The following is a 26080-nucleotide window of genomic DNA, read 5'->3' as shown; positions in this document are numbered from 1 at the left end:
AGGCTGCCTATCGCCATGCCGCTCATCGCATTCGCCTCGCCCAAGGGGGGAGTCGGGAAGACGACCCTCGCCGCCCATGTCGCGGCGTTGCTCGCTCAGCGCGGGCATCGCGTGCTGGCCCTCGACCTCGATCCGCAGAACGCGTTGCGCCTGCAATTCGGCCTGCCGATGCGGGACGAGGCGGGCTTCCTCGGCGAGATCGAGCATCGCCCGCTTTGGCGCCAGGCCGCGGTCGAGAGCGGCTACGGCGTCCGCGTCCTACCCTATGGCATGGTCGACCCGCTGACCGCGCTCGAGACCACCCAGGCGCTGCATGCCGAGCCGGAACTGCTGGCCGGCCCGGTGCGGGAGATGCTGGCCGACCCGGACCAAGTCATCATCGTGGATAGCCCGCCCGGCCCAACCCCGGCCATGGGCGCCATCCTGCCGCTCGTCGACCTGCTGGTCGTCGTGCTGCTGGCCGATGCGGCAAGCGCGGCGCAGATCCCGGTGGTCGCCTCCAACCGCTGGCTCGGCCGCGGCCGGCTGGCGGCGCGGGCCGGAGACAAGGCCGTGGTGGTGCTGAACCAGGTCGATCTCGACGCGCCGCTCGGCAGCGCGGTCTTCGACGGCGCGGCGGAGGCGCTCGGCACCCGGCTGGTCGGCGCCGTCTGCCGCGACGAAGCGGTGGCCGAGGCGCTGGCCGACAAGCGCATGCTGCTCGACCCGCGCGACGGGCCGGCGGCGGAGGATCTGCGCGCGGTCGCCGATGCAATCGCCGCCCGGTTGCGGCTGGCGCCGCCCGGAAGCCAGGCCAAGCGACGCGGAAGCTTCTCCGCCCTCAGCGACTGGGGCCTGCGATGAGCGCCGCCGCCTTCCCCGCCCCGCCGAAGCTGCAACACCGGGTGCTGCGCGCGGCGCTCGTCGCGCTCGGCTTGCTCGGCTGCTTCGTCTACATCACCCTGCCGATGGAGGCGGAGCAGCAGGCGGTGCTGACCACCGGCGGCATCATCGCCTTCCTTATCCTTAACCGCTTCTCCTCGCGCCGCATCGGCCTGGTGCTGGTGGTGATGTCGATCACCATCACCTTCCGCTACCTCTACTGGCGGGCGACGGACACGCTGGAATTCGAGACCTGGCCACAGATCGTCCTCGGCGTGCTGCTCTTCCTGGCGGAGCTCTATGCCGGGCTGCTGATGGCGCTCTCCTACCTGCAGACATCCTGGCCGCTCGACCGCAAGCCGGTGCCGCTGCCGGCCGACCCGGCCCTCTGGCCGAGCATCGATGTCTATGTCCCCTCCTACAACGAGTCGCTCGACCTCGTGCGGCCGACCGTGCTGGCGGCGATGAACATGGACTGGCCGCGGGACAAGCTGAACGTCTACATCCTGGATGACGGGCGACGGCCGGAGTTCCGCAAATTCGCCGAGGAGTGCGGCTGCGGCTACGTCATCCGCCCGGACAACAAGGGCGCCAAGGCCGGCAACATCAACCACGCGCTGCGCCACACCAAAGGCGAGTTCATCGCCATTTTCGACTGCGACCACGCGCCGACCCGCTCCTTCCTCCAGCTCACCGTGGGCTGGCTGGTGCGGGATGCGCGGATCGCCATGGTGCAGACGCCGCACTACTTCTACTCGCCCGATCCCTTCGAGCGGAACCTCGCCCGCAAGCGGCCGGTGCCGAACGAGGGGCTGCTCTTCTACGGCGCCATCCAGCCGGGCAACGACCTGTGGAATGCCGCCTTCTTCTGCGGCTCCTGCGCCGTCATCCGCCGCACCGCGCTCGAGGAGGTGGGCGGCGTGCCGCATATCACCGTCACCGAGGACTGCCACTGCTCCCTGTTGATGCAGAAGCGCGGCTGGCACACCGCCTATATCCGCCTGCCGCTCGCCTCAGGCCTGGCGACGGAGCGGCTGTCGCTGCATGTCGGGCAGCGGATGCGCTGGGCGCGCGGAATGATGCAGATCATGCGGCTCGAGAAGACCATCATCGCCGAGGGGCTCGGCTGGTGGCAGCGGCTCTGCTACTTCATGGGCGGCTTCGGCTTCCTCTTCGCCATCCCGCGCCTGATCTTCCTCACCTCGCCGCTCGCCTTCCTCTTCTTCGGCGAGAGCGTGATCGCGGCGAGCCCCCTCGGCATCATCGCCTATGCCGGGTCGCACATGTTCCACGCGGTTGCCACCACGGCGCGGCTGAACGGCAAGCACCGCCACTCCTTCTGGTCAGAGATCTACGAGGCTTCGCTCGCCTGGCAGCTCATCCCCGTGACCTTCAAGACACTGTGGGACCCGACCAAGGGCAAGTTCAACGTGACCGACAAGGGCGGCATGGTGGAGGAGGGCTATCTCGACCTGCCGACGGTGATGGCTATGGTGATCCTGACCGGGCTGCTGCTGGTCGGCCTCGTCATCGGCATCGTCGGCATCATCATCACCGACAGCTCGACCCTGCAGTTCCGCGCCTATCTGCTCAACACCATTTGGGCGGCGCTCTGCATCATCCCTGCCTCGGCGGCGGTGGCGGTCGGGCGCGAGCGCGAGCAGATGCGCGTCCGGGCTCGTACCGACGCCGTAGTGCCGGCCGTGCTCACCCTGCCAAACGGCGAGACCATCCGGGCCCAGACTTCCAACATCTCCCTCTCCGGCGCCCGCATCACCCTCGCCCGCCCGCTCGGCACCATGGATGGCGACCGCGCCAGCATCGCCTTCGAGACCTGCGGCGAGACCATCTCGGTCCAGGCTGAGGTGCTGCGCTGGGTGGAGGACGAGGTCTTCCTCCGCTTCATCGTGGAGACGCTCGCCGACGAGGCGGCCGTCGCCCGCGTCTTCTTTGGCCGGCCGGATGCCTGGCTGCATTGGGATGACTGGCCTGTGGACAAGCCGCTGCGTTCGCTCTCCAACGTCGTGCTGGCGACGGCCGATGCGGTGTTCCGCAAGTACCGGATCGCCTTCCCGAAGGTGGTGCAGAAGCCGGCTCCGACCGGAGCGGCGGCGCCGGCCGCGCCCGTCCGCGTCTCGGACGTGGTGGAGCCGCGGCGGCGCCAGCAGGTGGCGGCGGCCGTCACCGGCGCGCTGCTCGGCTTGCTGGCTCTCTCGTCCGGTGCTTCGGCGCAGCCGCTGCCGGCCCTCGCCCCGGCGCCCGCCGCCCCGGCGGCGCGCGTCGCCACCCCCGAGGCGGGGGAGGGTGTCCGTCAGGTCAACCCGACGCTGCGCGAGCTCGGCCTTGGCGGGCCGATGCAGCTCCGCGGCATCTCCGACCTTCAGGGCGTGCAGTTCGGCCTGCGCGCCGACGAGGTGGTGACGGAAGCGAAGCTCTCCGTCTCGGGCGGCGTCTCGCCCCAGCTCATTCCCTCGCTGTCGCAGATCGCCATCACGCTGAACGAGCAGTTCGTCGGCACCATCCCGGTCGATCCGGCGCGGCAGAATTTCGGCCCGCTGGAATTCCCGCTCGACCCGCTCTTCTTCAGCGACATCAACCGGCTGAATTTTCGCTTCTCCGGCCGCTATGCGGTGGAGTGCAACGACCCGCTCTCCGGCCTGCTCTGGGCCACCGTCTCCGACCTTTCGACCGTCTCCATGCGGATCGAGCGCCTGCCGCCGACGCGCGACCTGGCCCGCCTGCCGGAGCCGCTCTTCGACCGGCGCGTGCTGCGTGGGGCGCTGACCCTGCCGGTGGTGATCGCCGAGAATGCCGGGCCGAACACGCTGCGCGCCGCCGCTATCGCCACCTCCTGGTTCGCGGTGCAGGCCGATTACCGCGGCGCGACCTTCCCGGTGGGGCGCACCCCACCTCCCAAGGGTGATGCGGTGGTCTTCGCCCTTGGCACTGATGCCGTCCCGGGCCTTGCCCTGCCGCGCTTCGACGGCCCGACCATCGCCCTTGTCGCCAACCCTTCCGACAGCTTCGGCACGCTGCTCGTCATCGGCGGTCGGACGGAGGCGGAGGTGGCCGCCGCGGCCTCGGTGCTCGCTGTTGGCAAGGCGGCGCTCTCGGGCGAGATGGCGCGCGTCGCGCCGCCTTCCATCTCGCCGCGCCGGCCCTATGATTCGCCGCGCTGGGTGGCGACCGACCGGCCGGTCGCCCTCGGCAGCCTGGTCGAGAAGGCCGATCTCCAGGGTGCAGGCTACGCGCCGGCGCCGATCCGCGTGCCGCTGCGCACTGCGCCCGACATCCTGACCTGGCGCAACCGCGGCTTCCCGGTCGACCTGCGCTTCCGCGCGCCGCCCGGGCCGGTGATCGACATCTCCGCCTCGCGCCTCGATGTCTCGGTCTCGGAGACCTATCTGCGCTCGCTGCCGCTCAACCCGGGCGAGCTCTGGTGGCCGCTCGAATCCGCCTGGCGCCGGATTTTCGGCAGCCCGGAGATCCGCGAGGGCCGGGCCAGCGTGCCGCCCTACCTGCTGCTCGGGCGGGACGAATTGCAGCTCCGCTTCGACATGCGGCCGCTGGCGCGCGGCGAATGCGTGGCGACGCCCTCCGACCTGCGCGCCTCTGTGGAGCCGGAGAGCACCATCGACCTCAGCCGCATCCATCGCTACGCGCGGATGCCCAATCTCGGCTTCTTCGCCTCGGCCGGCTTTCCCTTCACCCGGATGGCCGACCTCTCCGGCACCGCGGTGGTGCTGCCGGAGCGGCCGACCGCGGTGGAGACGCAGGTCTTTCTCGAGCTGATCGGCCAGCTCTCGGTGATCGTGGGCCTGCCGGCGACGGGGGTGCAGGTGGTGCATGCCAATGGCCTCGCCGCCGTCGCCGGGCGCGACCTGCTGGCGATCGGGCCGCTCGGGCGCATGCCCGCCTTCGCCTCCCTGCTGAAGGAGACGCCGGTGCGGCTGGAGGGCGACCGTCTTGTGCTCGCCCTGCCGGATGTCCTGCAGGACGTGCGCGCCGTTTTCCTCGGTGAGGCAGGCCGGGGCGAGCGCAACCGCGCCGCCGCCGCCTTCGCCGATGCCGGGGAAGGGCTCGGCGCCATCATCGGCGCGGAGAGCCCCCTTCAGGCGGGCCAGTCCATCGTCGCCATCACCGGCGCAACGCAGGCTTCGGTCGCCGCGATGGCCGGCGCGCTGCGCGACCCAGTGCAGTCCCGCCGCATCCAGGGCGATGTGGTGGTGATGGCGGGCGGCCCGGTCGCCGCCTATCGCGCCATGCCGCGCTACGAGACCGGCGATCCGGGCTGGTGGCTCTGGCCGCAGATCTGGTTCGGCAACCACCCGGAGCGGGCTTTGCTGCTACTGGTGACAGCGGCGCTCGCCATGGGCGGCTGCTTCTACTGGATGCTGCGGCGCCGGGCAGCGATCCGCCTGCGCGCGCGCACCCCCGTCGAGAAGGCGCATTGAGATGCGGACCCGGCTTGTGCCTCTTGGGGCCCTGGCGCTGCTGGCGCCCTGCGCCGGCCTCGCCCAGCCGGCGGCGGAAGCCCCGGCCGCCGCGCAGGCAAGCCTCGCCCCCGCCCCTGGCAGCAGCCGCGCCGGCATCGATCTGCTGGTCCGCCAGGCGGAGCGCTGGCTGAGCCAGGACCGCGCAGACCTCGCCGCCTCCTCCATCGAGCGGGCGCTCCAGGCCGACCCGAACAACACCAGCGCCCTCGCCGTCGCGGCGCGGATCGAGGCGGCGCGGGACAACCGTGCGGCGGCGGCGGCCTATCTGGCCCGGCTGCGCGCGGCGGGCGGGACGGAGGAGCAGCGGGCGCAGGTCGACAACGTGGTGCGCGGCGCCACCATCGACCGCAACGCGTTGGAAACGGCGCGGCAATTGGCCCGCGACGGCAAGGCGGCCGAGGCGGTGGCGCGCTACCGGGCATTGTTCGGCCAGGCCGGGCCGCCGGAGCAGTTCGCCCTCGAATACTACCAGACGCTCGCCGGCGCTCCCGCCGGGGCGGAGGACGGGCGGCGCGGCCTTGCAGCGCTCGCCGAGCGGGCGAATGCCGAGCCGCGCGCGCGCCTCGCCTATGCCCAGACGCTGACCTATCAGCCCGGGACGCGGGCGCAGGGGATCGAGCGGCTGGCCGGGCTGGTCGATCAGCCGGGCATCGGCACGGAGGCGCGCCGCACTTGGCGGCAGGCGCTGATCTGGGGCATCGGCGACCCGGCCGCGGCGCCGCAGCAGGAGGCCTATCTCCGCCGCTTCCCCGACGACGAGGATTTGCGCCGCCGCATCGAGCAGGCACGGGCCGCGGCGCCACCGCCCGACCCCGGTGCGACGGCCCGGCAGGAAGGCTTCGCCCGGCTCGAGGGCGGCGGGCTGCGCGACGCAACCCGGCAGTTCGAGGCCGCCATCGCCACCAACCCGAACGACGCGGATGCGCTCGGCGGCCTCGGCATCGTCCGGCTGCGCGAGGGCAGGACGGCCGAGGCGCGTACCCTCCTGGAGCGCGCCGTCGCCGCCGACCCGGCCCGCGCGACGCAATGGCAGCGGGCGCTGGACGGCGCCAGCTACGGTGCAGAGCTAGCCGAGGGCCGCGCCCTGTTGCGCGCCGGCAAGCTGGACGAGGCGGATACGGTGCTGCGCCGCGCCGTCCGCCGCGAGGCCGAGGACAAGACCGATGCCGAAGTCGCCCTCGGCGACCTTGCGCTCAGGCGCAACGACGCGGCAGCGGCGGAGCAGCGCTTCCGCACCGCCCTGACCCGCCGGCCGGGCTTCGTGCCGGCGCAGCTCGGGCTGAACCAGGCGCTGCGGGCGCTCGGGCGGACCTCCGAGATGGTGGCGGTGGCGACGCCGCGGCCGGCGCTGTCGCCGAACGAGGTCCAGGCGGCGCAATACCGCGAGGAAGCGGCAAGGTCGGGCGACACGGCGGCGGCCTCCGCCCTGTTGCGCAACGCCCTGGCGCTGGTGCCGAACGACCCCTGGGTGCGGCTCGACCTCGCCCGCGCGCTGCGGCGCGAGGGGCGGGCCGGCGAGGGCCGGGCGCTGGTGGAGGAGCTGGCGGCGCGCGGCGCGGGCAACGAGGCCGTCATGGCTGCCGCCCTTTATGCCGATGAGGAGGGCCGCACCGCCGATGTGGAGGCGCTGGTCAACCGCATCCCGCCCGGCCGGCGCAGCGCCGACATGGCGCGGCTGGCGCAGCGGGCGCGGGCGACGGCCGAGGTGGACCGGGCGGCGCAGATGCTGCGCGCCGGCAATATCGAGGGGCGGCAGCGGCTGCTGATGCTGGCGGCGCGGCCCGACCCCTCCGGTGTGACGGCGGCGGCCGTCATTCGCACCTTTGCCTCGGCCAATGACCGCTTCGGCGCCGCCGAGGCGGGGCGGATCGGCCAGACGGCGAACCGGGCGGGTGGGGCGCGGGCGCAGCTTGCCATCGCCAGCGCATTGCTGGGCGCCGGGCTGGAGGCGGAGGCAGGGGCGCTGGCCGATGCCGCCGACGGGGCAAACCTGCCGGCGGAGCAGCGGCGCGACCTCGCCACGCTGCGCACCGGCATCGCCATCCGCGCCGCCGACCGGCTGAACGAGAGCGGCGACCAAGCGGGCGCCTTCGAGCGGCTGCGCCCCGCGCTCGCCGCCAATCCGGAGAGCCCGGAGCTGCGCCTTGCCCTTGCCCGGCTGTACCAGGGCGCGCGGCGGCCGGCGGAGGCGATGCGGCTGGCCGAGCAGGTGCTGGCGCGCGACCCGCGCGACCTCGATGCGCGGCGGAGCGCGGTGGATGCCGCTGTCGCCGCGGGCGACCGGGCGCGGGCCGAGGCGCTGGTCGCCGAAGGCCGGGCCCTGGCGCCGCAGGATGCGCGGGCGACGCTGATGGAGGCCCGCGTGGCACGCGCCTTCGGCCAGGACAGCCGGGCGCGGCGGGCGCTGGAATTGGCCGCGACGCAGCGCCAGCAGGAGGTGGCGCGGCCGGTGACCATGGCGCAAGCCGGGGGCGCGACGCCGGTTTCCTTCCCAGGTGCGGAAAATCCCTTCGCCCGAGGCGGCCTCGTTGCCACTCCGGGGCGGGCGCCGCTGGTGGCGCTGCCGAACGACCCGGTGGCGCAGGACATCGCCACCCAACTCGCGGCGCTCGAGGAGGAGACGGCTCCGCGCATGACGGGGACGGTCGGCGGCCGGGCGCGCTCCGGCTCGCGCGGGCTCGACCGGCTGAACGAGGTGTCGGGAGCGGTGACGGCCTCCGTCTCGCCGGGCTCGCTCGGCGGGCGGCTCAGCGCCACGATCAGCCCCGTCACCATCGACAGCGGCAAGCTCGGCGCCGACGAGAACACCCGCCGGCGCTTCGGCACCAACCTGATCAGCGGGAACCCCCCTGGCTCCGGCACCAGCACGGCGTCCGGCGTCGGCGTCTCGGTCGGCTATACGCGGTCGGACTGGCTGCGGGCGGATGTCGGGACGACGCCGCTCGGCTTCCACACGACGAGCCTGCTCGGCGGCATCGAGCTGGCGCCGGCCGTCGCCGACAACCTCCGCCTGCGCTTCACCGCGGAGCGACGGGCGATCACCGACAGCCTGCTGTCCTGGGCCGGCGTGCGGGACCCGATCCAGGGACGGTACTGGGGCGGGGTGACGCGCTCCGGCGGGCGCGGGCAGGTCGAGATCCCGGTCGGGCGCGGCTACATCTATGCCGGCGGCGGCTACGCCATCTACGAGGGCGACCAGGTCGCGCGGAACACCCGGACGGAGGCAGGGCTCGGCCTCGGCTACCCGATCATCCGCGAGGGGGATACGGAGCTGACGGCGGGCGTCGACCTCGTCTACTTCGCCTTCGACAAGAACCTGCGCCATTTCACCTATGGCCAGGGTGGCTACTACAGCCCGCAGAGCTACACGGCCATCAACTTCCCCGTCGACTACCGCAGCAAGATCGGCGACTTCAGCTACCGCGTCGGCGGCACGATGGGCTACGTCAATTGGCGGGAGAACGACAGCGACCTCTACCCGAACAACCCGGACATGCAGGCCCGCGCCGTGGCGCTGTCGCGGACGGACCAGACGGTCTCGGCACGCTATCCGGGCCAATCCACCAATGGGCTGATCGGCGGGCTGCGGGCGGATGTCGACTACGCGCTCACGCCGCGCCTCAGCCTCGGCGGTGCCTTCCGCTACGACAAGGCCGCCAATTTCGACGAGACGCGCATCCTGCTGCGGCTGAACAACAGGTTCTGATCCGGCGGGGAGGGCGGCAGCCCGCCCTCCCGCGCCGGTCAGGCATGGCCCTGCGCCAGCAATTCCCGGGTGCGCCTCAGCGTCGACAGCAGCGCGGCCCTGTAGCCTTCGTCGCTGTCGAACTGCGCCTGCTCGGCCCGCTCCTCGGGGCCGCCCGGCTCCTTCCCGCGCAGCCCGAGGTAGCAGTAGAAGCGGAGCTGGAGCGCACCGGCCTCGTCCTCGAACAGCTCGTTGACGATCGCGCCCTCGCGCGGGCCGGTCGCTTGGAAAAAGGTGACCTTGCTGCCCGGCTCGAGGGTGATGATCTCGCGGAGTTCGGTGCCGCCGATCGTGGCTTCCCGCACGAAATGGGTGGCGCTTTCCTCCACGACCTCGCAGCGGGTGCAGAGGCCGGGCGGCAGGAACAGGCGGGCGTCGCGGGCCTTCAGCACCAGGCCCTCCCAGGCCTGGACGCGGGTCAGGACGGGCTCGCCCTTCGGGTTCACGGGGACGGTGGCGGTCGAGTAGATCATGGTGGCGGTTCTTCCGGTTGAGTGCTGCATTGCGCCCGGCCATCAGGCCGCGGCCGCGGTCCCGGCGGCGAAGTCGCGGTAGGAGCGCAGCGGGCGGCCCAGCAGCGCAGTGAGGCGTTCGGCATCGCCGGCCTTGGGGATCATCCCCTCGGTGAGGAAGCGCTCGCACATCAGGCGCATGTCGTAGGCTATCCAACCCGGCATGAAGGCCCGGAGGTTCCGCTCGAACCCGGCGGTGTCGTCGCCGGGATATGCGACCGGGCGGCCGAGCACCTCCGCCCAGATGGCGGCGACGTCGGCGCCGGTCAGCGTCTCCGGACCGACGAGGTTGATCCGGTCGGCCGGCAGCGGCGCGGCGGCCCGCTCGCGGCGGAGCAGTTCGATGGCCGCGACCTCGCCGATATCGCGCGCATCGATCATGGCCAGGCCCTTGGCACCGATCGGCATCGGGTAGATGCCGTGGCCGGTCACCACCTCCCTGATCGCCAGGTCGTTCTGCATGAAGTAGGCGGGGCGCAGGATGGTGGCGTTGAGGCCCATCCCTTCGATCATCCGCTCCACGGCGAACTTGCCGGCGAAATGCGGCACGTTCACGTAGCGGTCGCTGTGGATGACGGAGAGGTAGACGACCCGCTCGATGCCAGCCTCCCGCGCCAGGTTCAGCGCGACCAGGGCCTGGGTGAATTCATCCGGCACTACGGCATTGAGCAGGAACAGGGTCGAGACGCCCGACAGCGCGCCGCGCAGGGAATCGACATCGAGCAGATTGCCTTGCACCGCGGCGACGCCCGCCGGAAGCGTCGCCTTCGACGGCTCGCGGACGAGGGCGCGCAGGTCAGCTCCGCGGCTAACGAGCTGTTTGACGACCTGGCGGCCGACCGTGCCGGTCGCGCCAGTAACGAGGATGGTCATGGGGGTCACTCCTGAAGGTGTGCCAACGAGGCGCTCCAGAGATGATCGGTCCATTTGCTGGCTAATAGGCGCTATTTGAGGACACGGTGTCTCTCAGGTGGAACACATGGATCTGCTCGCCCTCGCTGATTTCAACCTGGTCGCCCGGCATGAGGGGTTCGGTCGGGCCGCCCGCGCCTCCGGCCGCCCGAAGGCGACCCTGTCCCGTCGCGTCGCTGAACTGGAGGGCAGCCTCGACCTGCGTCTTTTCGAACGCGGCGCGCGCCGGCTCCGGCTGACGCAGGAAGGGCGGGCGCTCCACGAGCGAACGGGAGCCCTGCTGACCGAACTCGACGAGGCGGCGGCGGCGATCGCGTCCGGCGTGGACAGGCCGCGGGGCCGGTTGCGGATCAGCGCGCCGCTGTTCTTCTCCCAGACCGCGATGGGGAGGCTGGCCGCCGGCTTCGCATTGAAATTCCCGGAGGTCCGCCTCGAGGTCACGACGGAGGACCGCGCCGTCGACATGGTGGAGGAAGGCTATGACCTGGTGATCCGCGTCAATCCGGACCCGGACGAGGCCCTGGTCGGCCGGGTGTTCCTGCGCGACCGGCTGGTCGTCGTGGCCAGTCCGGACCTCCCTCGGCCGGATGGCTCGGCCGTGCCGGCGGTCGTGCGCGGGCCGGGCGATCGGATCGCGGCCTGGGAGGTAACGACGCCGGCCGGATCGTCACGCATCGGGGTCCATGCGGTCCTCGGCCTGTCGTCGCTCGTCATGGTCCGCGACGCGGTCCGGGCAGGCGTCGGCGCCGGACGGCTCCCGCTCTCGCTGGTGAGCCATGACCTCGCGGCCGGCAGGCTGGTGCATTGGGGCGACGTGGCCGGCCCGGAGATCGGCCTATGGGCCCTCTACCCGTCGCGCCGGCTGCTCAGCGCGCGTGTCTCCGCCTTCCTCGACCACCTGAAGGGCGCCTTCCCGCAAGGAAGCCCCGACGAGCTGGCAACCTATATCGAGGGATAGAAACGATGGTGTTGCGACGAAATCGCCAGCTCCGGGTTAATTCGCCGCTACGATGATGCCTCTCGCCACCGCCATATAGCGGTTCCAGACTGTGATGCAGTCCTCGCCGCACCGCTCGATCCATCTCGGCAAGACGACATCCCGGAGCAGCTGCCTGCGGCGGCGCTGGTCCAGCGGTGTGTCATTGAGCACGATCATGCGTCCTGCTTCGCCTCGAATGCATTGGGGCAAGCCAGCATTGCAAGCGAACCCCTCTTCGGTCTCCCGCTCGGCCGCTTGCCAGATTTCGCCTTCCAAGGCCGTCAGCCCTTGCTGAAGCTGAGATCGTACCTCCGATGGAAGAGCGGCCCAGGCACCGAGGTTGGCACCGAAAAACGAGACTCCCCAGCTAATTGCCTGCCGGGACATCGCGGAGGTCAAGCTCTGTAGGCCAAGTGCATTGCCTGACAGGCTTCCGGTAATGGCACACTCGACAGTATGATCCCGAAGGGCATTGGGGATTTGGGCAAAAGGGATGACAACCGGGACAGCATTGAGCGCCTCGATCATCTCACTCTGCCCAACAGATGAAACCCGAACCCGACGGCCGGCAAGATCAGCCAAGCCTTTGAATGGCTCGCGGCAAAACAGCACTTGGGCCGGATAGGTGTAGATTGCCAGCAACTTGATGCTGTAACGGTCGCGGAGAACGATTTCCAACCGAGGCCGCAGCAGATCCCGTGATTGACGCAGGGTTGCGATGTCCGGGTTGAGTGCCGGCAAATCCATCGCACCCAGTTCCGGTTCGTCGCCAGCAGCAACGCTGAGGCTGACGGTACCGAATGGCACCACGCCCAACCGCATCAGCCCCAGCATGTCCGATCCTCGGATTCCGCTGCGGTCAAACGGTGCAATCGCCGCCTGGACCCGGCCATTGGTCAGGCGAGGCACCTCCGTCGTCCAAAAGGGGGCCTCGTACTGCATATATTGGGTAACACCGCCAAGTCCGCCCGCTATCCGGAGATGGATTGGCGCAGTCTCCTCGCCCGCGGCTGGCACGACGCCGAGCAGAACCGCGCCGATGAACGGTAGAAGCATCGATCGCGTTCGGGCCATGATCGAGCGCGATTTCATGGCGATATCGAAAGCAAACATGGTCGTCCAGTGGACCTTCAGGAGCGGATTGATCTCGTCGACTGCAGTGCTACCAGATCGTTAACCAAAAGGCGCAAGCTCTTGACGGGTTCGCGCAAAAGTTGATTGCCAATCTATATGCAGAATGTGCTCGAGGTAGAACGGAAGCCGTGTCTGTGGATTAATTGACTTGCTTCGGCCACTTCGCTGATCGACTGGGAGGGTCGAGACTGGCGGCGCGAAGATGGACCTGGCCAGCCACCTTGGCCCTGTCGCTCACCATGTAACCGGAAGTGACAACCAACCCATGAGTTATGCGTATCGATAATCGGAGGTGGCGTATGATCGACCCCGATGATCGCGAAACTGGGTTTTACTGGATCCGGATCGCGGGCCAGGAGCCCGAGGTCGCCCAGTGGCAGACCGAATGGAACCAATGGTTGGTGACAGGGCAGGAACTTCCGCTCTCCGACCTTCGTGCCGAAGAAGTGCAGGTGCTGAGCGACATGCTGGCGCCTCCTGTCATGAGCGCTCCCGTCGGCCAGTAACGCTCGCCAGGACTGGCTTGGGCCGCAACGGTCCACACGGCGTGGTTGCCAGGCTAGCCTCCGGTGGTGCCGAAGGCGAGGTGGGGGGATGTACCAGCGGGAGCCCGTACCCAAGCCGGTAATGGCTTGCGCAAAGTGCGGCGCCCGCCATGCGGACCGGCGGAGAGGCGTCGCCCAGGCGCTGCAGGGCCCGCAATGCGGCGCCGTCGCGGGAGAAGGCCGCCTGGCATCCAGATATGCACATTCCGCCGCGGAACCGTGCCCTTCATCGGCGTGCGCCAAGACGGCTGGCTGAGGGTCGCCGCCGGTGTACGCCGGTAACGGCCGCAGCCGAGCCTTCCTGCAACAGCGTCGCCCGCTTCGCCAGCGCACGACCTTGAGGGCGAAATCGCGGTAGACGGCCTGTCTTACGAGGCTGCGGCCAGGGCCAGCGGTAGCGTCGACGCCGCTCGAACGCGGCCTGCCGCGCTCGGTCATCCCTGGTCCGCATCCCACCCATCTGGGCAGCGCCAGAACTCAATTTACCGGCTGGCCTGCACCGATCCTGGGTGTGTGGCATTGCTACCTGGCTCCCTCAAGGCATGGCATGGTTCCTGGCACGTCCCCCGATGCAGGAAGAGACCCTGAATGATACAGGCAGATCGGTCCGACGCCTTCTCCGAGTTGATGGTTGTTCGCGCCATGCCGGCACCGAAGGCTGGCGAGGTCACCGTCACCGGGTCCGACCCATTCTACCGGACGCCCTTCCGCGTCGGAGAAACGGCGGCCGCCGTCCTCGCCGCTACCGGCGTCGCCGCCAACGACCTTTGGGAGTTACGCACCAACCGCCGTCAGACTGTCAGCGTCGCGGTGCCTGAGGCGGCGGCGACGCTGCGCGTTGTCGACTACACCAGGAAGCGCGAAGCGGATGGGCAGTACCGGCGCCCGCCAGTGTCCGACAGCATGAAGCACATGGCGACGGTGACCCAGCCCTGGCCGACCGCGGATGGGCGCTGGTTCCTGCCGCATTTCAACCTGCCGCATCTGGAGCGCCGCGTGTTGGACGTGCTGGGTTGCGAAAGCACGCCGGCCTCCGTCAGTGCCGCCGTCGCCCGCTGGAACGCCGACGCGCTGGAGACCGCGATCGCCGAGGCGCGCGCCTGCGGCGGCATGGTCCGGACGCGGGAGGAGTGGCTGGCGCACCCGCAGGGTGCCTATCTCGCCAACCGCCCTGTGGTGGAGGTGACCAAGGTCGCCGAAGGTCTGCCGGAGCCGCTGCCACCTGGCAACCGGCCGCTGTCAGAGGTGCGCGTGCTCGATCTGACCCGCATCCTCGCCGGGCCGACCGCCGGGCGGACGCTGGCCGAGCATGGCGCCGATGTATTGATGGTCACCGCGCCTCATCTGCCGCAGGTGCCCGAATACGTGCGCGACTTGAGTCATGGCAAGCGAAGTTGCTTCCTCGACCTGCGGCAGGCAGACCAGGCAAGCCGCCTGGCCGTGCTGACGCGCGAGGCCGATGTCTTCGTCAACGGCTATCGCCCCGGACAGCTTGGCCAACACGGCTTCGGCGTGGAGGAGTTGAGCAGTCTCCGTCCCGGACTCATCACCGTCTCGGTCAGCTGCTTCGGATCGGGTGGCCCCTTCGCAACGCGGACCGGGTGGGAGCAGGTCGCGCAGTCGGTCTCGGGCATCGCCCACACCCATGGGCAGATGACCGGCGCCGGACGGCCGAAGCTCGCCCCGGCCCCGATCTGCGACTACCTGACGGGCTACCTCGCGGCCTTCGGCACGATGCTGGCCCTGGGCCGCCGTGCCCGCGAGGGTGGGAGCTATCACGTGCAGGCGTCGCTCTGCCAATCCGCCATGTTCTACCAGCGCCAGGGACTGGTCGACGGCTTCGAAGATGCGCCGGAGCAGCTGACCGGAACGGAACTAGAACCATTGTGCGTGCGCGAAGACTCCTCCTACGGGGACTTGTTGACGTTGGGCCCGGTGCTGCGCCTGTCGGAGACGCCGTGCCGATGGGCGTTGCCGACGCCGAAGCTCGGTGCAGACCAGCCCGAGTGGTTGGCCCGGGAGGCCGGACTTGGCTAAGGGCACGCCCTGACCTGGAAGCCCCTCTGAGTATATCGCCAGGGGGGCAGGGGGCCTCTAAGCCGAGCAGCCGCTTTTGGTCAGACCTGATCCTTTCAGGCAGCCTCTTGCTCGCTATGGCGCCCGCCCTCATGTAATCAAAATGAACCAGAACGACGCCATTACTGCGGCTCAATCACTGACTGCAGAAGCCGAACGGCTTCAGGCAGATGCGCAAGCCACGCGTGGGGAGGCGGATGCACTCCGCTCGGCCATTCAAGGCCCTTCAGAGGTGGTGCAGCAAGCCATTGCACGGCTTGAAGCTGATGCCCGCGCAAAAACGGAGCGTGCGCATTCTTTGGAGCGGGCCGCCGCAAGTCTGCTTTCCGGGAAGGTCGGTCAAGAAGGCGGTTCGGCAGAGGGGTTTGCCGCCTTTGACACTTTCGCCAGAGCCAGCCTTTCTCCCCTGGTTGCCCGGCTTGCGTCTGCGGTCAGGGGCCAGGACCACACCGCAGGTCAACCAGGCCCTAATGGCCCTCCTCCGATCAATCTGCAGGGTATCGGCAAGATCCTGGAGGATGGTCTGCATTGGCTGGCCAAGGAAAGCAGGCGGCAGGGCGGGCGGCCTTAGATCTCCTGGACAAGACGTCGCCTTCGCGCCGGTAAGCCACCATCGTGATCTTGGCCCTGGCCGGTCTGGTCGGACGAGCGATGCTGCGACGGCATCTTCCTGCGAGCCAGCGCCGGTACGCCGCGTCGGCGTAACCGGGCCTATTCCATTCCCAAGCCTTCCCTGGCGGAAGGCCGCAGCCCCACGGCCTTACTCCGAGGCCATGGGGCTTTTCGTGTTCCCTGACATGATCGACCGGGCAATCCCGGTGGCACCGGTTGCGCCTGTGCTATGGTCTGGGGATGGAGCACGCTGAACCACCTGCCACGCCGCCTTCGCGCCTGCCCTGGGATTTCCATCCCGCGCTGACCGAGGAGCGGCTGCGGATCTGCGCCCGCATGCTGGCCAATGCCCGGCGCGATGCCCTGGCCATGGCGAGCTACGAGCTGGGCGACGACCCCTGGTCGGTCGGCTGCCGGGCCTTTGCCTTCGGCCGGCATCGGCTGGAGCGGGCGGCAAGCTCTGGCGACTATCCCTGGCTCGAGGTGCTGGACGACAGCGCCCACTTCGTCTTCGTCATCGGCGGCAACGGCAACGGCGTGCCGGTGCGCTTCTACCGTGGCGCTGCCGAGGAGCCGACCGAGCGCACGCTCAAGCGGCAGGAGGTCGAGGTCCAGCAGCTCTCCCTGGCGCTGGGCGAGGCAGAGGCCGAGGACCGCGCCTTTCGCCTGGCGGTCGAGACGGACGGCGCTGGTCGCGTCGACCGGGTGGTGTTCCTGGCGCTGCGAGGCGAAGATCGGGTTGAGTGCTTCTGGCCGGTGCCGCTGGAGCTGCCCGCCGAAGCCGCTCCCGGCGCCGCTGTGCAACTGCGTCTGATCGCCGACGATGGCTATGCAGGGCCTGGCCAAGTTACGGACCGGACTGCTCCCTTGCCCCCCGCATTGCCACGACGGAAGGCAATGCCGGACAAGCAGTGGCCGCAGACATCGCTGTTTTAGCGAAGCATCCCTCTGCGGCGACGAGGCATAAGGCAGACCGAAGCGTTACCGACGGCAGGTCGGTGGCAAACTGCCACCAAGATTGATGAGCGCAGGCATTCAAATTTGAATTCGATGGTTTCAGTGGTATCTCCAGGTCTTACCAGTTCGGATTTTGTTCCATAGCTGTCGACCGGTGAGGGTTAGGAGATGCCGAGGATACCGCGCGAGGAGCATGCGACGATCGTCCGTCGGGTCGATGTCGAGGGACACAAGGTGGCCGAGGTCGCCGCGACCTACGGCTGCACGCCCGCCAACATCTACGCCATCCTGGCCAAACTGCGCCGACAGGCCGCCGAAGAGGTTACTCCTGCCGCGCCACCGCCGGGGCCGGTCACGGCCGAGGCTGATGCCGTGCCCATGATGGAGCAGGCCACCGCAACCGACCTCTTCGGTGGCCTGCCTGAGGTACCGCCGGAACCCATGCCTTCGCTCCCGCTGGCTTCCACTACGCCCGATCTGCCGCCGATCGAGCCGGAGAGGCCGCTGCCGACCTTGCCAGGCGAGCCTGTGCAGCCCGAGCCACAGCCAAGACCTGCCGCTTCCGGCCGCGCGACACGGGTCGCGGAGGCTAAGCCGGCCAGGCCAGCGCCACCACCAAGGGTAGCCAAGGCTGGATATGCCTTACTGATGCGGACCAGCGATGGCGAGGAAGCGGTGAACCCCTTCCGCTCGCTCGATGAGTTGCTATCCGCAGCGAAGCCTATCCTGAGGACGGCTGCGCGCAGCCCGGAGCCGATCTGGTTCTCGATCCAGCAGGTGGACCTCGATACCCTTGGCGATGACGTCTGATCGCACCTTCCAAGCGATTCGATCGAAATTGGCGAGGTGCGCGGCAGCGCTCCGTCCAATGCCTGCGACCAATCGGCTGGTTTGCAGGATGAGGTTCCCTTTGACGCTGAATCACCCAAGCCTGTATGGCACATGCAGGATGATAGGAGATCTGCTTTGACCAAAGACGACTTTGTCGCACTCGTCGCCGAGAAGGGTGCCATGGCAAAAGCTGACGCCGGCCGCGCCGTCGACGCCTTTTGCAGCGCCGTCACTGCTGCCATGCAGCAGGGCGACGACGTCAAGCTGCCTGGCTTCGGGAGCTTTGAGGTACAGGAGCGTGGCGAGCGGCAGGGACGCAATGTCCGGACCGGCGAAGCGCTCACGATTGCCGCTTCGAAGGCGGTGCGTTTCTCCGCTGGCAGCAAGCTGAAAGGCGCCGTCAACGGCAAGGAAAGCTAGCCAGGCAGCGCTGACGAAGCTGCAGACGGTTGGGTCCAGCGAAAGCCTGTGGTGAGTAGCACCAGGAAGAACGTTATGGAGTAAGCGAGCGTGTACCCCACGCAAGCCAGCTTCCATTCGATTCTGTCGGACCTGCACTCTATGCGATTGAAATGGCACCTGAATTCGTACCGCTACGGTCGGGCATGCCATTTCGATCGCATCGAGGCAGTCGAATCGCGCATTTGTACTCGTTTCGAGCAATCCCGATTTTTTTCCGGCCGAACGCAGATGGCCGCAATACGTCCCGCCACGAACCGATGCTCAGGTTGATGAGTGTTGAGTTCGTCGCTCATGGCGTGAGGCCTTCCCTCTTGGTGGCCACGGCGAATGGTCCGTGAAGCGTAGCCTAGCATTGGGCGCTCCTCCGACAATCGGCCCCAGACCCATGGCGCCCGGCATCCGAACCATGGATGCGGCCGAAAGCCATCCTCTCAACGCTCAGCGCCGTCTGGATCAGGCATGCATTCTGCGGCCCGAATGCCCATGACAAGCGTGTTCCTGATTGGTTCGAGTTCGTCCAGCAACGTCAGCGCATGGGGATACCGCGCCCGCCTCCGCACCGGCTTATGGGTTGCGCCTCCATGAACGCGGCAGGCTTCAGTATGTCACCGCATGAGAAAGGGCGGCCAAACTGCGGGCTGAGCAGGCCGTCGCTCAGCTCGAGCGGGCTCACTGCGTCATTCCTAAGCGCTCCCCAGCCGCCGCACAGCATCTCCTGGTCCATCACGGGTGCGGCGGCAGGTCCTGGACAGTTTGCTGGAGACGCGACGTGGCAACACAAATGGCCGCTTTCGCCAAACTGTGTGGCGGCCCGATTTCAACTCTCTCGACGGCGCCTTATCTCCTGGGAGGCTCATGGAGGTTGCCCAGGCGCCCGGCCCTGCCGGCCTCGATACATGCGACCAAGTGACCGGAATTGCTGAGTCGTCATGTTAGAGTAAGCCGATGTCGAGCAAGGCCACGGGGCGGGCTCGCCGATCATGCCGAAGCGCACGGCAATGACAACAATAACTGCGGGAGGCCTACAATGCAGGACGACGACAGCATGAATGGGCCAAGCCATGCCATGCAGGTTGGTGTCCCGAAGGAAATCAAGGTCCACGAATACCGTGTCGGCTTGGTTCCGGCCTCAGTGCGAGAGCTGGTGCAACGCGGGCATCATGTGCTGGTCGAGACAGGCGCTGGCGCGGGCATCGGCTTCCCTGACGCGGCCTATGCCGCCGTCGGCGCCAGGATCGCTCCAGACGCTGACGCAGTCTTCGCCGAGGCTGATCTCGTGATCAAGGTGAAGGAACCGCAGCAGGCCGAATGGCCGCGTCTCCGCCCCGGCCAGATGCTGTTCACCTACCTCCATCTCGCACCCGACCGTGCGCTGACGGAGGGATTGCTGGCCAGCGGCTGCACAGCCATTGCCTATGAGACCGTGACTGACCCAGCAGGTGGCCTGCCGCTGCTGGCGCCGATGAGCGAAGTCGCCGGCCGCATGGCCATCCAGGTCGGTGCCCGCTGTCTGGAAAAGGAAGCGGGTGGCGCCGGTATTTTGCTTTCGGGCGTGCCCGGCGTGCCGCCCGGGCGTGTGGTGGTGCTCGGCGGCGGCGTGGTCGGCTCGAACGCCGCAAGGATCGCCGCCGGGATGCGGGCCCAGGTTACGGTGCTGGACCGCAATCCGCGGGTGCTCGACGCACTGGACCGCGAATTCGCCGGCCGTGTCGCCACCGTCTTCGCTACGGCAGAGGCCGTGGAACGGGCAGTCACCGAGGCCGACTTGGTTATTGGCGCCGTGCTGATCCCTGGCGCCGCAGCACCTCGGCTGGTGAGCCGCGCCATGGTTGCCGCGATGCGGCCTGGGAGCGTGCTGGTCGATGTAGCGATCGACCAGGGTGGCTGTTTCGAGACCTCCCGCCCCACGACCCATGCGGAGCCGACCTATCTGGTCGATGGCGTGGTGCATTACTGCGTCACCAACATGCCGGGCGCGGTAGCCAGGACCAGTGCCGTCGCGCTGAACAACGCGACCCTGCCCTTTATCCTGCAGTTGGCTGACCAGGGCTTCCCCGCCGCTTTGGCGGAGAATACGTACCTGGCACAGGGGCTGAACATCCATGCGGGGCATGTGGTGCATCCCGCTGTGGCTAAGGCGCTCGGACTGACGGCGCTGCCGCTGCGAACGGCATTGGGCGGCTGACGCTGCTGCCGATTGCATCGGCCAGATGCGGCAGTTGGGTGTCCACGAAACGAAGATGGCGCCCCACCGCCGATGGGGCATTTGCTTCCGAGCGAGGAAGGGCGAAGCTCACCGTCGGCACCGCTGCGGGCACCGGCTGCAACGCGAGTTGACGAGAGTGACAAGGGTACGGCGATGGAAACGGACTATCTGGTGATCGGTGCCGGCTCTGCTGGCTGCGTGGTAGCCGCGCGTCTTGGTGAAAGTGGCGCTCGTGTGGCGCTGCTGGAAGCCGGCCCGAAGGACCGCCACCCTTGGATCCACATCCCCGCTGGCATGATCAAGCTGTTAAGAAACCAGAAATTGGTGAACTGGGGCTACCTGAGCGAGCCCGAGCCCGGCAGCAACAACCGCGCCATCAAATGGCCGCGCGGCAAGACACTGGGTGGCTCCTCATCAATCAACGGCATGCTTTATGTGCGCGGCAACCCCGCCGACTTCGACGGCTGGGCGCAAATGGGGGCGCGCGGTTGGAGCTATGATGAGGTGCTGCCCTACTTCCGCAACTCGGAAACCTACCGCAGTGGTGGCGATCCTGAATACCGCGGCACCGATGGCCCGTTGCAAGTGGAGGACTACCGCACCATCCTGCCGTTGACGCACCGCTTTGTCGAAGCCGCGCAGCAGGCCGGCCACGCCTTTCGCAAGGACCTGAACGGCAAGGAGCAGGAAGGCGTCGGCTACTCCCAGATGACGCGCATCGGCAAGTGGCGTGGCTCCACCGCCCGCACCTTCCTCGCCCGTGCTAAGGGCAAGGTGCGCGTGGAAACCGCTGCCCAGGCCACGCGCCTGCTGTTCGAAGGCCGCCGCTGCATCGGCGCCGAGTACATCCAGGGCGGCGAAACAAGGCGCATCCTTGTGACCAGGGAGGTGGTGCTCTCGGGCGGCGCGGTGAACTCGCCGCACCTGATGCAACTGTCCGGCCTCGGCCCGGCCGACCACCTGCAATCGCTCGGCATCACGGTGCTGGCAGACTTGCCGGGCGTCGGCGCCAACTTGCAGGACCACTACGTCACGCGCGTGCAGCATCGGGTGAAGCAAGCGATTTCTACCAACCAGCTGTCGCGTGGTTTGCGATTGGCCGGCGAGGTGGCGCGCTTTGTCCTGCGCGGCAACGGGGCGCTGACCTTCGGCGTTACCACGGCGCAGGTCTTTGCCCGTTCCCGCGAGGGCCTGGCCTCGCCGGACCTGCAATTGCTCTTCACGCCGGCGACCTATGAACTCGGCAGCGTCATCAGCAGCCTGGAGCAGGAGCCTGGCATGACCGTGGCGATCTGTCCGGTGCGGCCGGACAGCCGCGGCAGCGTGATGGCGACATCGGCCGACCCGCTGGCGCGGCCACTCATCCGCCCCAACTACCTGAGCGCCATCGGCGACCAGCAGGTGCTGGCGTCAGGGCTGAAGCTCGCACGCGACATCATGGCGCAGCCCGCCATCGCCCAGCACAGCGTACGCGAGCTGCTGCCAGGACCCGAGGTGCAAAGCGAGGAAGAGATGCTGGCCTTCGCGCGCCAATACGGCACCACCATCTATCACCCGGTCGGCACCTGCCGCATGGGGGAGGATCCGCGCGCGGTGGTGGACAGCAAGCTTCGGGTGCAGGGCATCCAGGGCCTTCGCATTGCCGATGCCAGCGTGATGCCGACACTGACCACGGGCAACACGAACGCACCGACCATCATGATTGGCGAGAAATGCGCAGCGATGATGCTGGAGGAAGCACGGTAAGCGGTGGCGCGGGGACACTGTCAGATGCATTCCCCGCTGGCGTTCACCCACATAACGTATCCATGCATCGCTGCGGATCGCCGTTCACTGGCGGCGGCGTGGTCAAGGCAAGATGATTGCTATGGACGATCTGATCATGTGACCGCAGAGGAAACGCAGCTTCCCGGGGCGGCTCTCGCCAGCGCCCTGTTGTTCCGAGCGGCCCGGCATGATTATACTTGGTGAATTATTGGCTTGGCCCCGGCCCCCGCATGGGCCGAACATCGAGACGGATTCGAGTTCAGGCCGGCTCATGACCAGGGGTTGTCGATGACCGTATCTGCTTTTGCGCCCTACAGCCTCAGCGCTTTCAATACTTCGCAGGCGTCGGAGAACAAGATCCACGACGACACCGTTGCGGCACGGCTGGGTTTCGCCGGTGGCCTCGTCCCTGGCGTGGAGGTGTATGCATACGCGACTCACTTTCCCTTGGCCCTCTGGGGCCGGCCTTGGCTCGAGCAGGGCACGATGGACTGCAAACTCCTGAAACCGGTCTATGACGGCCGGATCGTCACCGTCACGGCGAGCCGGTCTGCAAGCGGGCTCGATGTCACCGTGGAAAGCGAGAGGATCTCCTGCGCGTCCGGGTCGGCGAGCCTGCCTTCCGAACCGCCAGCTATGCCGGATCTGGCCTCGTTCCCGGTCGTTCCTGCTAGGCGCGAGAGGCCAAATGTGAACGACGCGGTGTTCCCCGTTGGGGAATGGCTGGGCGCCAATCCGTTCGAGGTGACGGAGGATTACGCTTCGAGCTATCTGCGCGACGTTCGCGAGACAAATCCCATCTATTCCACCGAGATGGTCGTCCATCCCGGCATCATTCTGCGGATGTGCAACTGGTCGCTCTCCCACAATGTGCAGATGGGGGCCTGGATCCACATCGCAAGCGCGGTCCGCAACCTGGGGCTGGCCCGGGTCGGCGACGTCCTCACCACCCGGGCAAAGGTGCTGGCCAACTACGATCGCAAGGGCCACAGGATTGTCGAACTCGACGTCCTGGTCATTGCGAATGACCTTGTGCCGGTTGCCCACGTCCATCATTCAGCGATCTACCGCCCACGTCAGCTTGCCGAGTTGGCATGATGGGACGGGCCAGCCGCTGAGGCCGCACAACGTCATGAGATATGGGTTGGCGTATTACTGCGTCGTGAGCAGTTTGGTCGTGAGCTGGTCCGCTTGGCCCTCGAAGTACTGACGAAGCACGTCGGCGAATACCGTCGCCTCGGGCCGCGCCGCCGCGAACAGCGTCATGGACGACCGAAGCTTGAGGTCGTCTGGGCTGCCGAATATCTCATGCGCGGACCGGTGCTGGATCGCACGGACCAACCCGGCACATTCCATGAGTTGCGGCCCGAGGAGGGGGTGCGCGAGGTAGGCCTGTGCCTCGGCCAGCGAGACGATCCCGTAGTGCTGGGCAGTTGAGCTTCGGCCGAGGGCGCGAAGCTGCGGGAAGACGAACCACATCCAATGCGTTCGCTTGCGTCCCGCCCTGAGTTCGCGGTGGACCTCCGCCATCACCGGCCTCTGGGCCTGCACGAAGCGCTCGAGATCGAAGGGGTCGCTCATACCCCAGGCTATGTCGATACTGGCCAGCTCCGGAAGGCCTAGCTTTGCCGGGCCCGCCTCGGAATCGCACATGACGCCGGCCTGGATGGCGGCATGCGCCGAGCGGTCGGCAACCGGAAAGCCCTGCCGCATGCAGGCGCCGGGGAGGCCGCGGCTGGCGGCCGGCAATCACGGACTGGACGCGCCGCCGTCCGGGATGACACCCTTCGTGGCATGACAGCCTCCACCATCCCGAGCACCTGCTGGGAATGCGGCACGCTCTGCGGCGCCTTGCTGACGCTGGATGAAACTGGCCGCGTCGCCAGGATCGCACCCAACCCTGCGCATCCGACATCGAAGGGGGCATTCTGCGTCAAGGGCATCCGCGGCCTGCAGGACTGGACCGACCATCCCGACCGCCTCCTGCATCCGCTCCGCCGGGTGGGCGAGCGCGGCAGCGGCCAGTGGCAGCGGGTATCCTGGGACGCGGCGCTGGATGAGCTGGCCGATGGCCTAGCCGCCGTGCGCTCCAGGCATGGCCCGCTGGCGCTGGTCGGGGCAGTCAGCGGGGCGTTTTTCAGCCGCGGCGTGGTGGTCGCGCTGCTGCTGCGGAGCCTCGGCTCGCCGAACTGGATGATCAACCAGGATCTTTGTGGTGGTTGCCGCGCCGTCAGCGACCGCCTCACCGGGCTGAATATCGGTCGCGGCGAGGATATCGAGGCGACCCGCTGCACCCTGCTGGTCGGGCGCAACCCCCATGCCGCCGACCCTATCCAGTGGGCGGAGCTCAAGCGGGCCAAGGCCTGTGGCGCACGGCTGGTGGTGCTCGATCCCTTCCGGACGCCGGCGGCGGAGATGGCCGATGTCTGGCTGCAGCCGCGGCCGGGTACCGATGGCGCCATTGGCCTCGCGTTGCTGCACGCGCTGATCCGCGACAGGGCCTACGACGCGGACTTCGTCGCACGGTGGTGTCATGGCTTCGAGGCGCTGGCGGAGCGTGTGGCGCCCTGTACGCCGGACTGGGCCGCGGCGATCGCCGGCGTTCCGGCCCAGGCCATCGAATGCGCCGCCAAACTCTACGCCGAGGGCCCATCCTGTTTCGTCGGCGGCCACGGCATCGATGCAGCCAGCAACGGAGTGCAGACCTACCGCGCCTTTCATGCGCTGGTGGCCATCAGCGGCAACCTGGACCGCCCGGGCGGCAACCGGCGGGTCAAGAAGCCAGCCGGCTTCCGCACCTATCTTGAGCTGCTGCACGAGCCGCGCTTCCGACTGCCGGAGAGTATTGAACGCCAGACCATCGGCGCGGACGCCTATCCGCTCTGGGCCGGGCCGGAGGGCTGGCAGACGGCCTGCCACAACCCGTCCGTCATCGAGGCCATGCTGACGGGCCGGCCCTACCCGGTTCGCGCCGCCTATGTCAGCGGGGTCAACATCGCTGTGACCTATCCGGACGCGCGCCGGACGCTGGCCGCGCTACGCTCGCTGGAGGTGCTGGCGGTCGCAGCACATACCATGACGCCGACGGCGGCCATCGCTGACCTCGTCCTGCCGAAGACGACGACGCTTGAGGAGGAGGAGGTCACCCTCGATCCGTCAGGGCCGAACATCGCCTATACCGCCGCCGTGCCCGCACGCGGCGAGGCGCGCAACGACCTGGAGATCGCGATCGGTCTGCTCGATCGGCTTCGCGCCCGCGGCGCCCTCTCCGCCGAACTGCTGCCATGGCGCAGCCAAGCGGAGTTCAACGCTTTCCTGTTGGGGGATTCTGGAATCTCGCTGGCCGGGCTTCGCCGCGATGGCTACGCGCATTTCCCCTACGAATTGGGCGACTTCGCCCGACGCGGCTTCGCTACGCCGAGCGGAAAGATCGAGCTCTACTCGGAAGCCGCCGCCCGGCATGGGCTGGACCCCTTGCCGGGCTTCCTGCCGCCGCCCTTCGCCGCGGCGCCGGACCATACGCTGCTGCTGCAAACCGGATTCCGCGAGAAGACCTACCATCACTCCCGCTTCCGTGACCAGGCTTGGGCGCGGAAGGTCTCGCCCGATCCCGAGGTCCGGCTGCATCCGGATACTGCGGCGGCCTGCGGCGTCACCGAGGGGGACTGGGTGGAGGTGGAACTGCCGGGCGGCCCGGGCGCCTGCCGACTTCGGGTGACGATCACCGACCGGACACAGCCCGGCGTTCTGACAACCGGCATGGGCTGGTGGCTGCCTGAGGCGCCGGGGCCGGAATTCGCCGCGCTGGACATCAACGTCAATGCCGCGCTGAGCTACCGCGGCACGGCGGACCCAATGAGCGGGTCGGTCGATATCGGAGCGCTGCCGTGCCGCCTGCGCGTCGTGCACCACGCCGGCGCATGAGAGGTTATCAACGAGACTTGCCAAGTGACGACCTCTTCTGCGAGAGCCCCACGCTGCCCGT

Annotated in this window: 18 protein-coding genes; 14 read left to right on the top strand and 4 right to left on the bottom strand. The window is 68.4% G+C overall.

All coding sequences use genetic code 11. From position 1 onward, the window contains the following. Nucleotides 1–15 precede the first annotated feature (15 nt). From JMJ56_RS16640 to JMJ56_RS16630, 3 genes are read left to right on the top strand one after another with little or no spacing between them, the layout of a single operon-like run. On the top strand, nucleotides 16–843 hold the full coding sequence (locus JMJ56_RS16640; protein ID WP_202832884.1) for a cellulose synthase operon protein YhjQ/BcsQ: 828 nt from the start codon (nucleotides 16–18) through the stop codon (nucleotides 841–843). After that, entirely contained in the window at nucleotides 840–5315 is a 4476-nt protein-coding gene (gene bcsA / locus JMJ56_RS16635) for a UDP-forming cellulose synthase catalytic subunit (protein ID WP_202832883.1), read from the top strand. The genes JMJ56_RS16640 and bcsA overlap by 4 nt, the downstream gene beginning before the upstream one ends. Before the next feature lies 1 nt (nucleotide 5316). Continuing rightward, nucleotides 5317–9063, top strand: coding sequence for a cellulose biosynthesis protein BcsC (locus JMJ56_RS16630; protein ID WP_202832882.1), 3747 nt, complete (start codon nucleotides 5317–5319; stop codon nucleotides 9061–9063). 38 nt (nucleotides 9064–9101) lie between these two features. On the opposite strand, the gene JMJ56_RS16625 is transcribed toward JMJ56_RS16630, so the two are convergent. Next, nucleotides 9102–9575 carry an SRPBCC family protein gene (locus JMJ56_RS16625; RefSeq protein WP_202832881.1) on the bottom strand — a complete coding sequence of 158 codons (474 nt, stop codon included), beginning with the start codon at nucleotides 9573–9575 and terminating at the stop codon, nucleotides 9102–9104. Nucleotides 9576–9617: 42 nt separating this feature from the next. Further along, nucleotides 9618–10487 carry an SDR family oxidoreductase gene (locus tag JMJ56_RS16620; RefSeq protein WP_202832880.1) on the bottom strand — a complete coding sequence of 290 codons (870 nt, stop codon included), beginning with the start codon at nucleotides 10485–10487 and terminating at the stop codon, nucleotides 9618–9620. 106 nt (nucleotides 10488–10593) lie between these two features. Between JMJ56_RS16620 and JMJ56_RS16615 the strand changes: the two genes are divergently transcribed. Next, nucleotides 10594–11484, top strand: coding sequence for a LysR family transcriptional regulator (locus tag JMJ56_RS16615; protein WP_202832879.1), 891 nt, complete (start codon nucleotides 10594–10596; stop codon nucleotides 11482–11484). A 36-nt stretch (nucleotides 11485–11520) separates the two neighbouring features. On the opposite strand, the gene JMJ56_RS16610 is transcribed toward JMJ56_RS16615, so the two are convergent. Beyond that, nucleotides 11521–12618, bottom strand: coding sequence for a TRAP transporter substrate-binding protein (locus JMJ56_RS16610; protein WP_202832878.1), 1098 nt, complete (start codon nucleotides 12616–12618; stop codon nucleotides 11521–11523). Nucleotides 12619–12938: 320 nt separating this feature from the next. Between JMJ56_RS16610 and JMJ56_RS16605 the strand changes: the two genes are divergently transcribed. From JMJ56_RS16605 to JMJ56_RS16565, 9 genes are all read left to right on the top strand, one after another. After that, on the top strand, nucleotides 12939–13145 hold the full coding sequence (locus JMJ56_RS16605) for a hypothetical protein (RefSeq protein ID WP_202832877.1): 207 nt from the start codon (nucleotides 12939–12941) through the stop codon (nucleotides 13143–13145). Nucleotides 13146–13772: 627 nt separating this feature from the next. After that, nucleotides 13773–15221, top strand: a complete 1449-nt coding sequence (locus tag JMJ56_RS16600; RefSeq protein ID WP_202832876.1) for a CoA transferase — start codon at nucleotides 13773–13775, stop codon at nucleotides 15219–15221. 142 nt (nucleotides 15222–15363) lie between these two features. Continuing rightward, a complete protein-coding gene (locus JMJ56_RS16595) occupies nucleotides 15364–15831 on the top strand; it encodes a hypothetical protein (RefSeq protein ID WP_202832875.1) in 468 nt (155 codons plus the stop codon). 281 nt (nucleotides 15832–16112) lie between these two features. Further along, entirely contained in the window at nucleotides 16113–16808 is a 696-nt protein-coding gene (locus tag JMJ56_RS16590; protein ID WP_202832874.1) for a hypothetical protein, read from the top strand. Nucleotides 16809–16997: 189 nt separating this feature from the next. Continuing rightward, the gene (locus JMJ56_RS16585; RefSeq protein WP_202832873.1) at nucleotides 16998–17639 is read left to right on the top strand and encodes a transposase; all 642 of its coding nucleotides are present in this window, start codon (nucleotides 16998–17000) and stop codon (nucleotides 17637–17639) included. 36 nt (nucleotides 17640–17675) lie between these two features. Then, nucleotides 17676–18080 carry an HU family DNA-binding protein gene (locus JMJ56_RS16580; RefSeq protein WP_328702404.1) on the top strand — a complete coding sequence of 135 codons (405 nt, stop codon included), beginning with the start codon at nucleotides 17676–17678 and terminating at the stop codon, nucleotides 18078–18080. Nucleotides 18081–19038: 958 nt separating this feature from the next. Next, nucleotides 19039–20307 (top strand): alanine dehydrogenase, encoded by a 1269-nt coding sequence (gene ald, locus JMJ56_RS16575; RefSeq protein WP_456318794.1) that lies wholly within the window; start codon nucleotides 19039–19041, stop codon nucleotides 20305–20307. Nucleotides 20308–20481: 174 nt separating this feature from the next. Beyond that, complete coding sequence (locus tag JMJ56_RS16570; protein ID WP_202832872.1) at nucleotides 20482–22074, top strand: GMC family oxidoreductase; 1593 nt, start codon at nucleotides 20482–20484, stop codon at nucleotides 22072–22074. Nucleotides 22075–22383: 309 nt separating this feature from the next. Next, entirely contained in the window at nucleotides 22384–23193 is an 810-nt protein-coding gene (locus JMJ56_RS16565) for a hypothetical protein (protein WP_202832871.1), read from the top strand. 54 nt (nucleotides 23194–23247) lie between these two features. Here JMJ56_RS16565 and JMJ56_RS16560 read toward each other — a convergent pair whose 3' ends face one another. Further along, nucleotides 23248–23808 (bottom strand): DUF1810 domain-containing protein, encoded by a 561-nt coding sequence (locus JMJ56_RS16560; protein WP_328702403.1) that lies wholly within the window; start codon nucleotides 23806–23808, stop codon nucleotides 23248–23250. 81 nt (nucleotides 23809–23889) lie between these two features. Here JMJ56_RS16560 and JMJ56_RS16555 point away from each other — a divergent pair, with 81 nt between their 5' ends. Next, nucleotides 23890–26019: a molybdopterin-containing oxidoreductase family protein gene (locus JMJ56_RS16555; protein WP_202832870.1), complete on the top strand. Its 2130-nt coding sequence runs from the start codon at nucleotides 23890–23892 to the stop codon at nucleotides 26017–26019. The last annotated feature ends 61 nt before the right edge of the window (nucleotides 26020–26080 follow it).

It is taken from the genome of Belnapia arida (assembly GCF_016773205.1).
GTDB lineage: Bacteria > Pseudomonadota > Alphaproteobacteria > Acetobacterales > Acetobacteraceae > Belnapia > Belnapia arida.
Note: the sequence above shows the minus strand (reverse complement) of the source record. Positions and strands in the feature narration are given on the sequence as shown.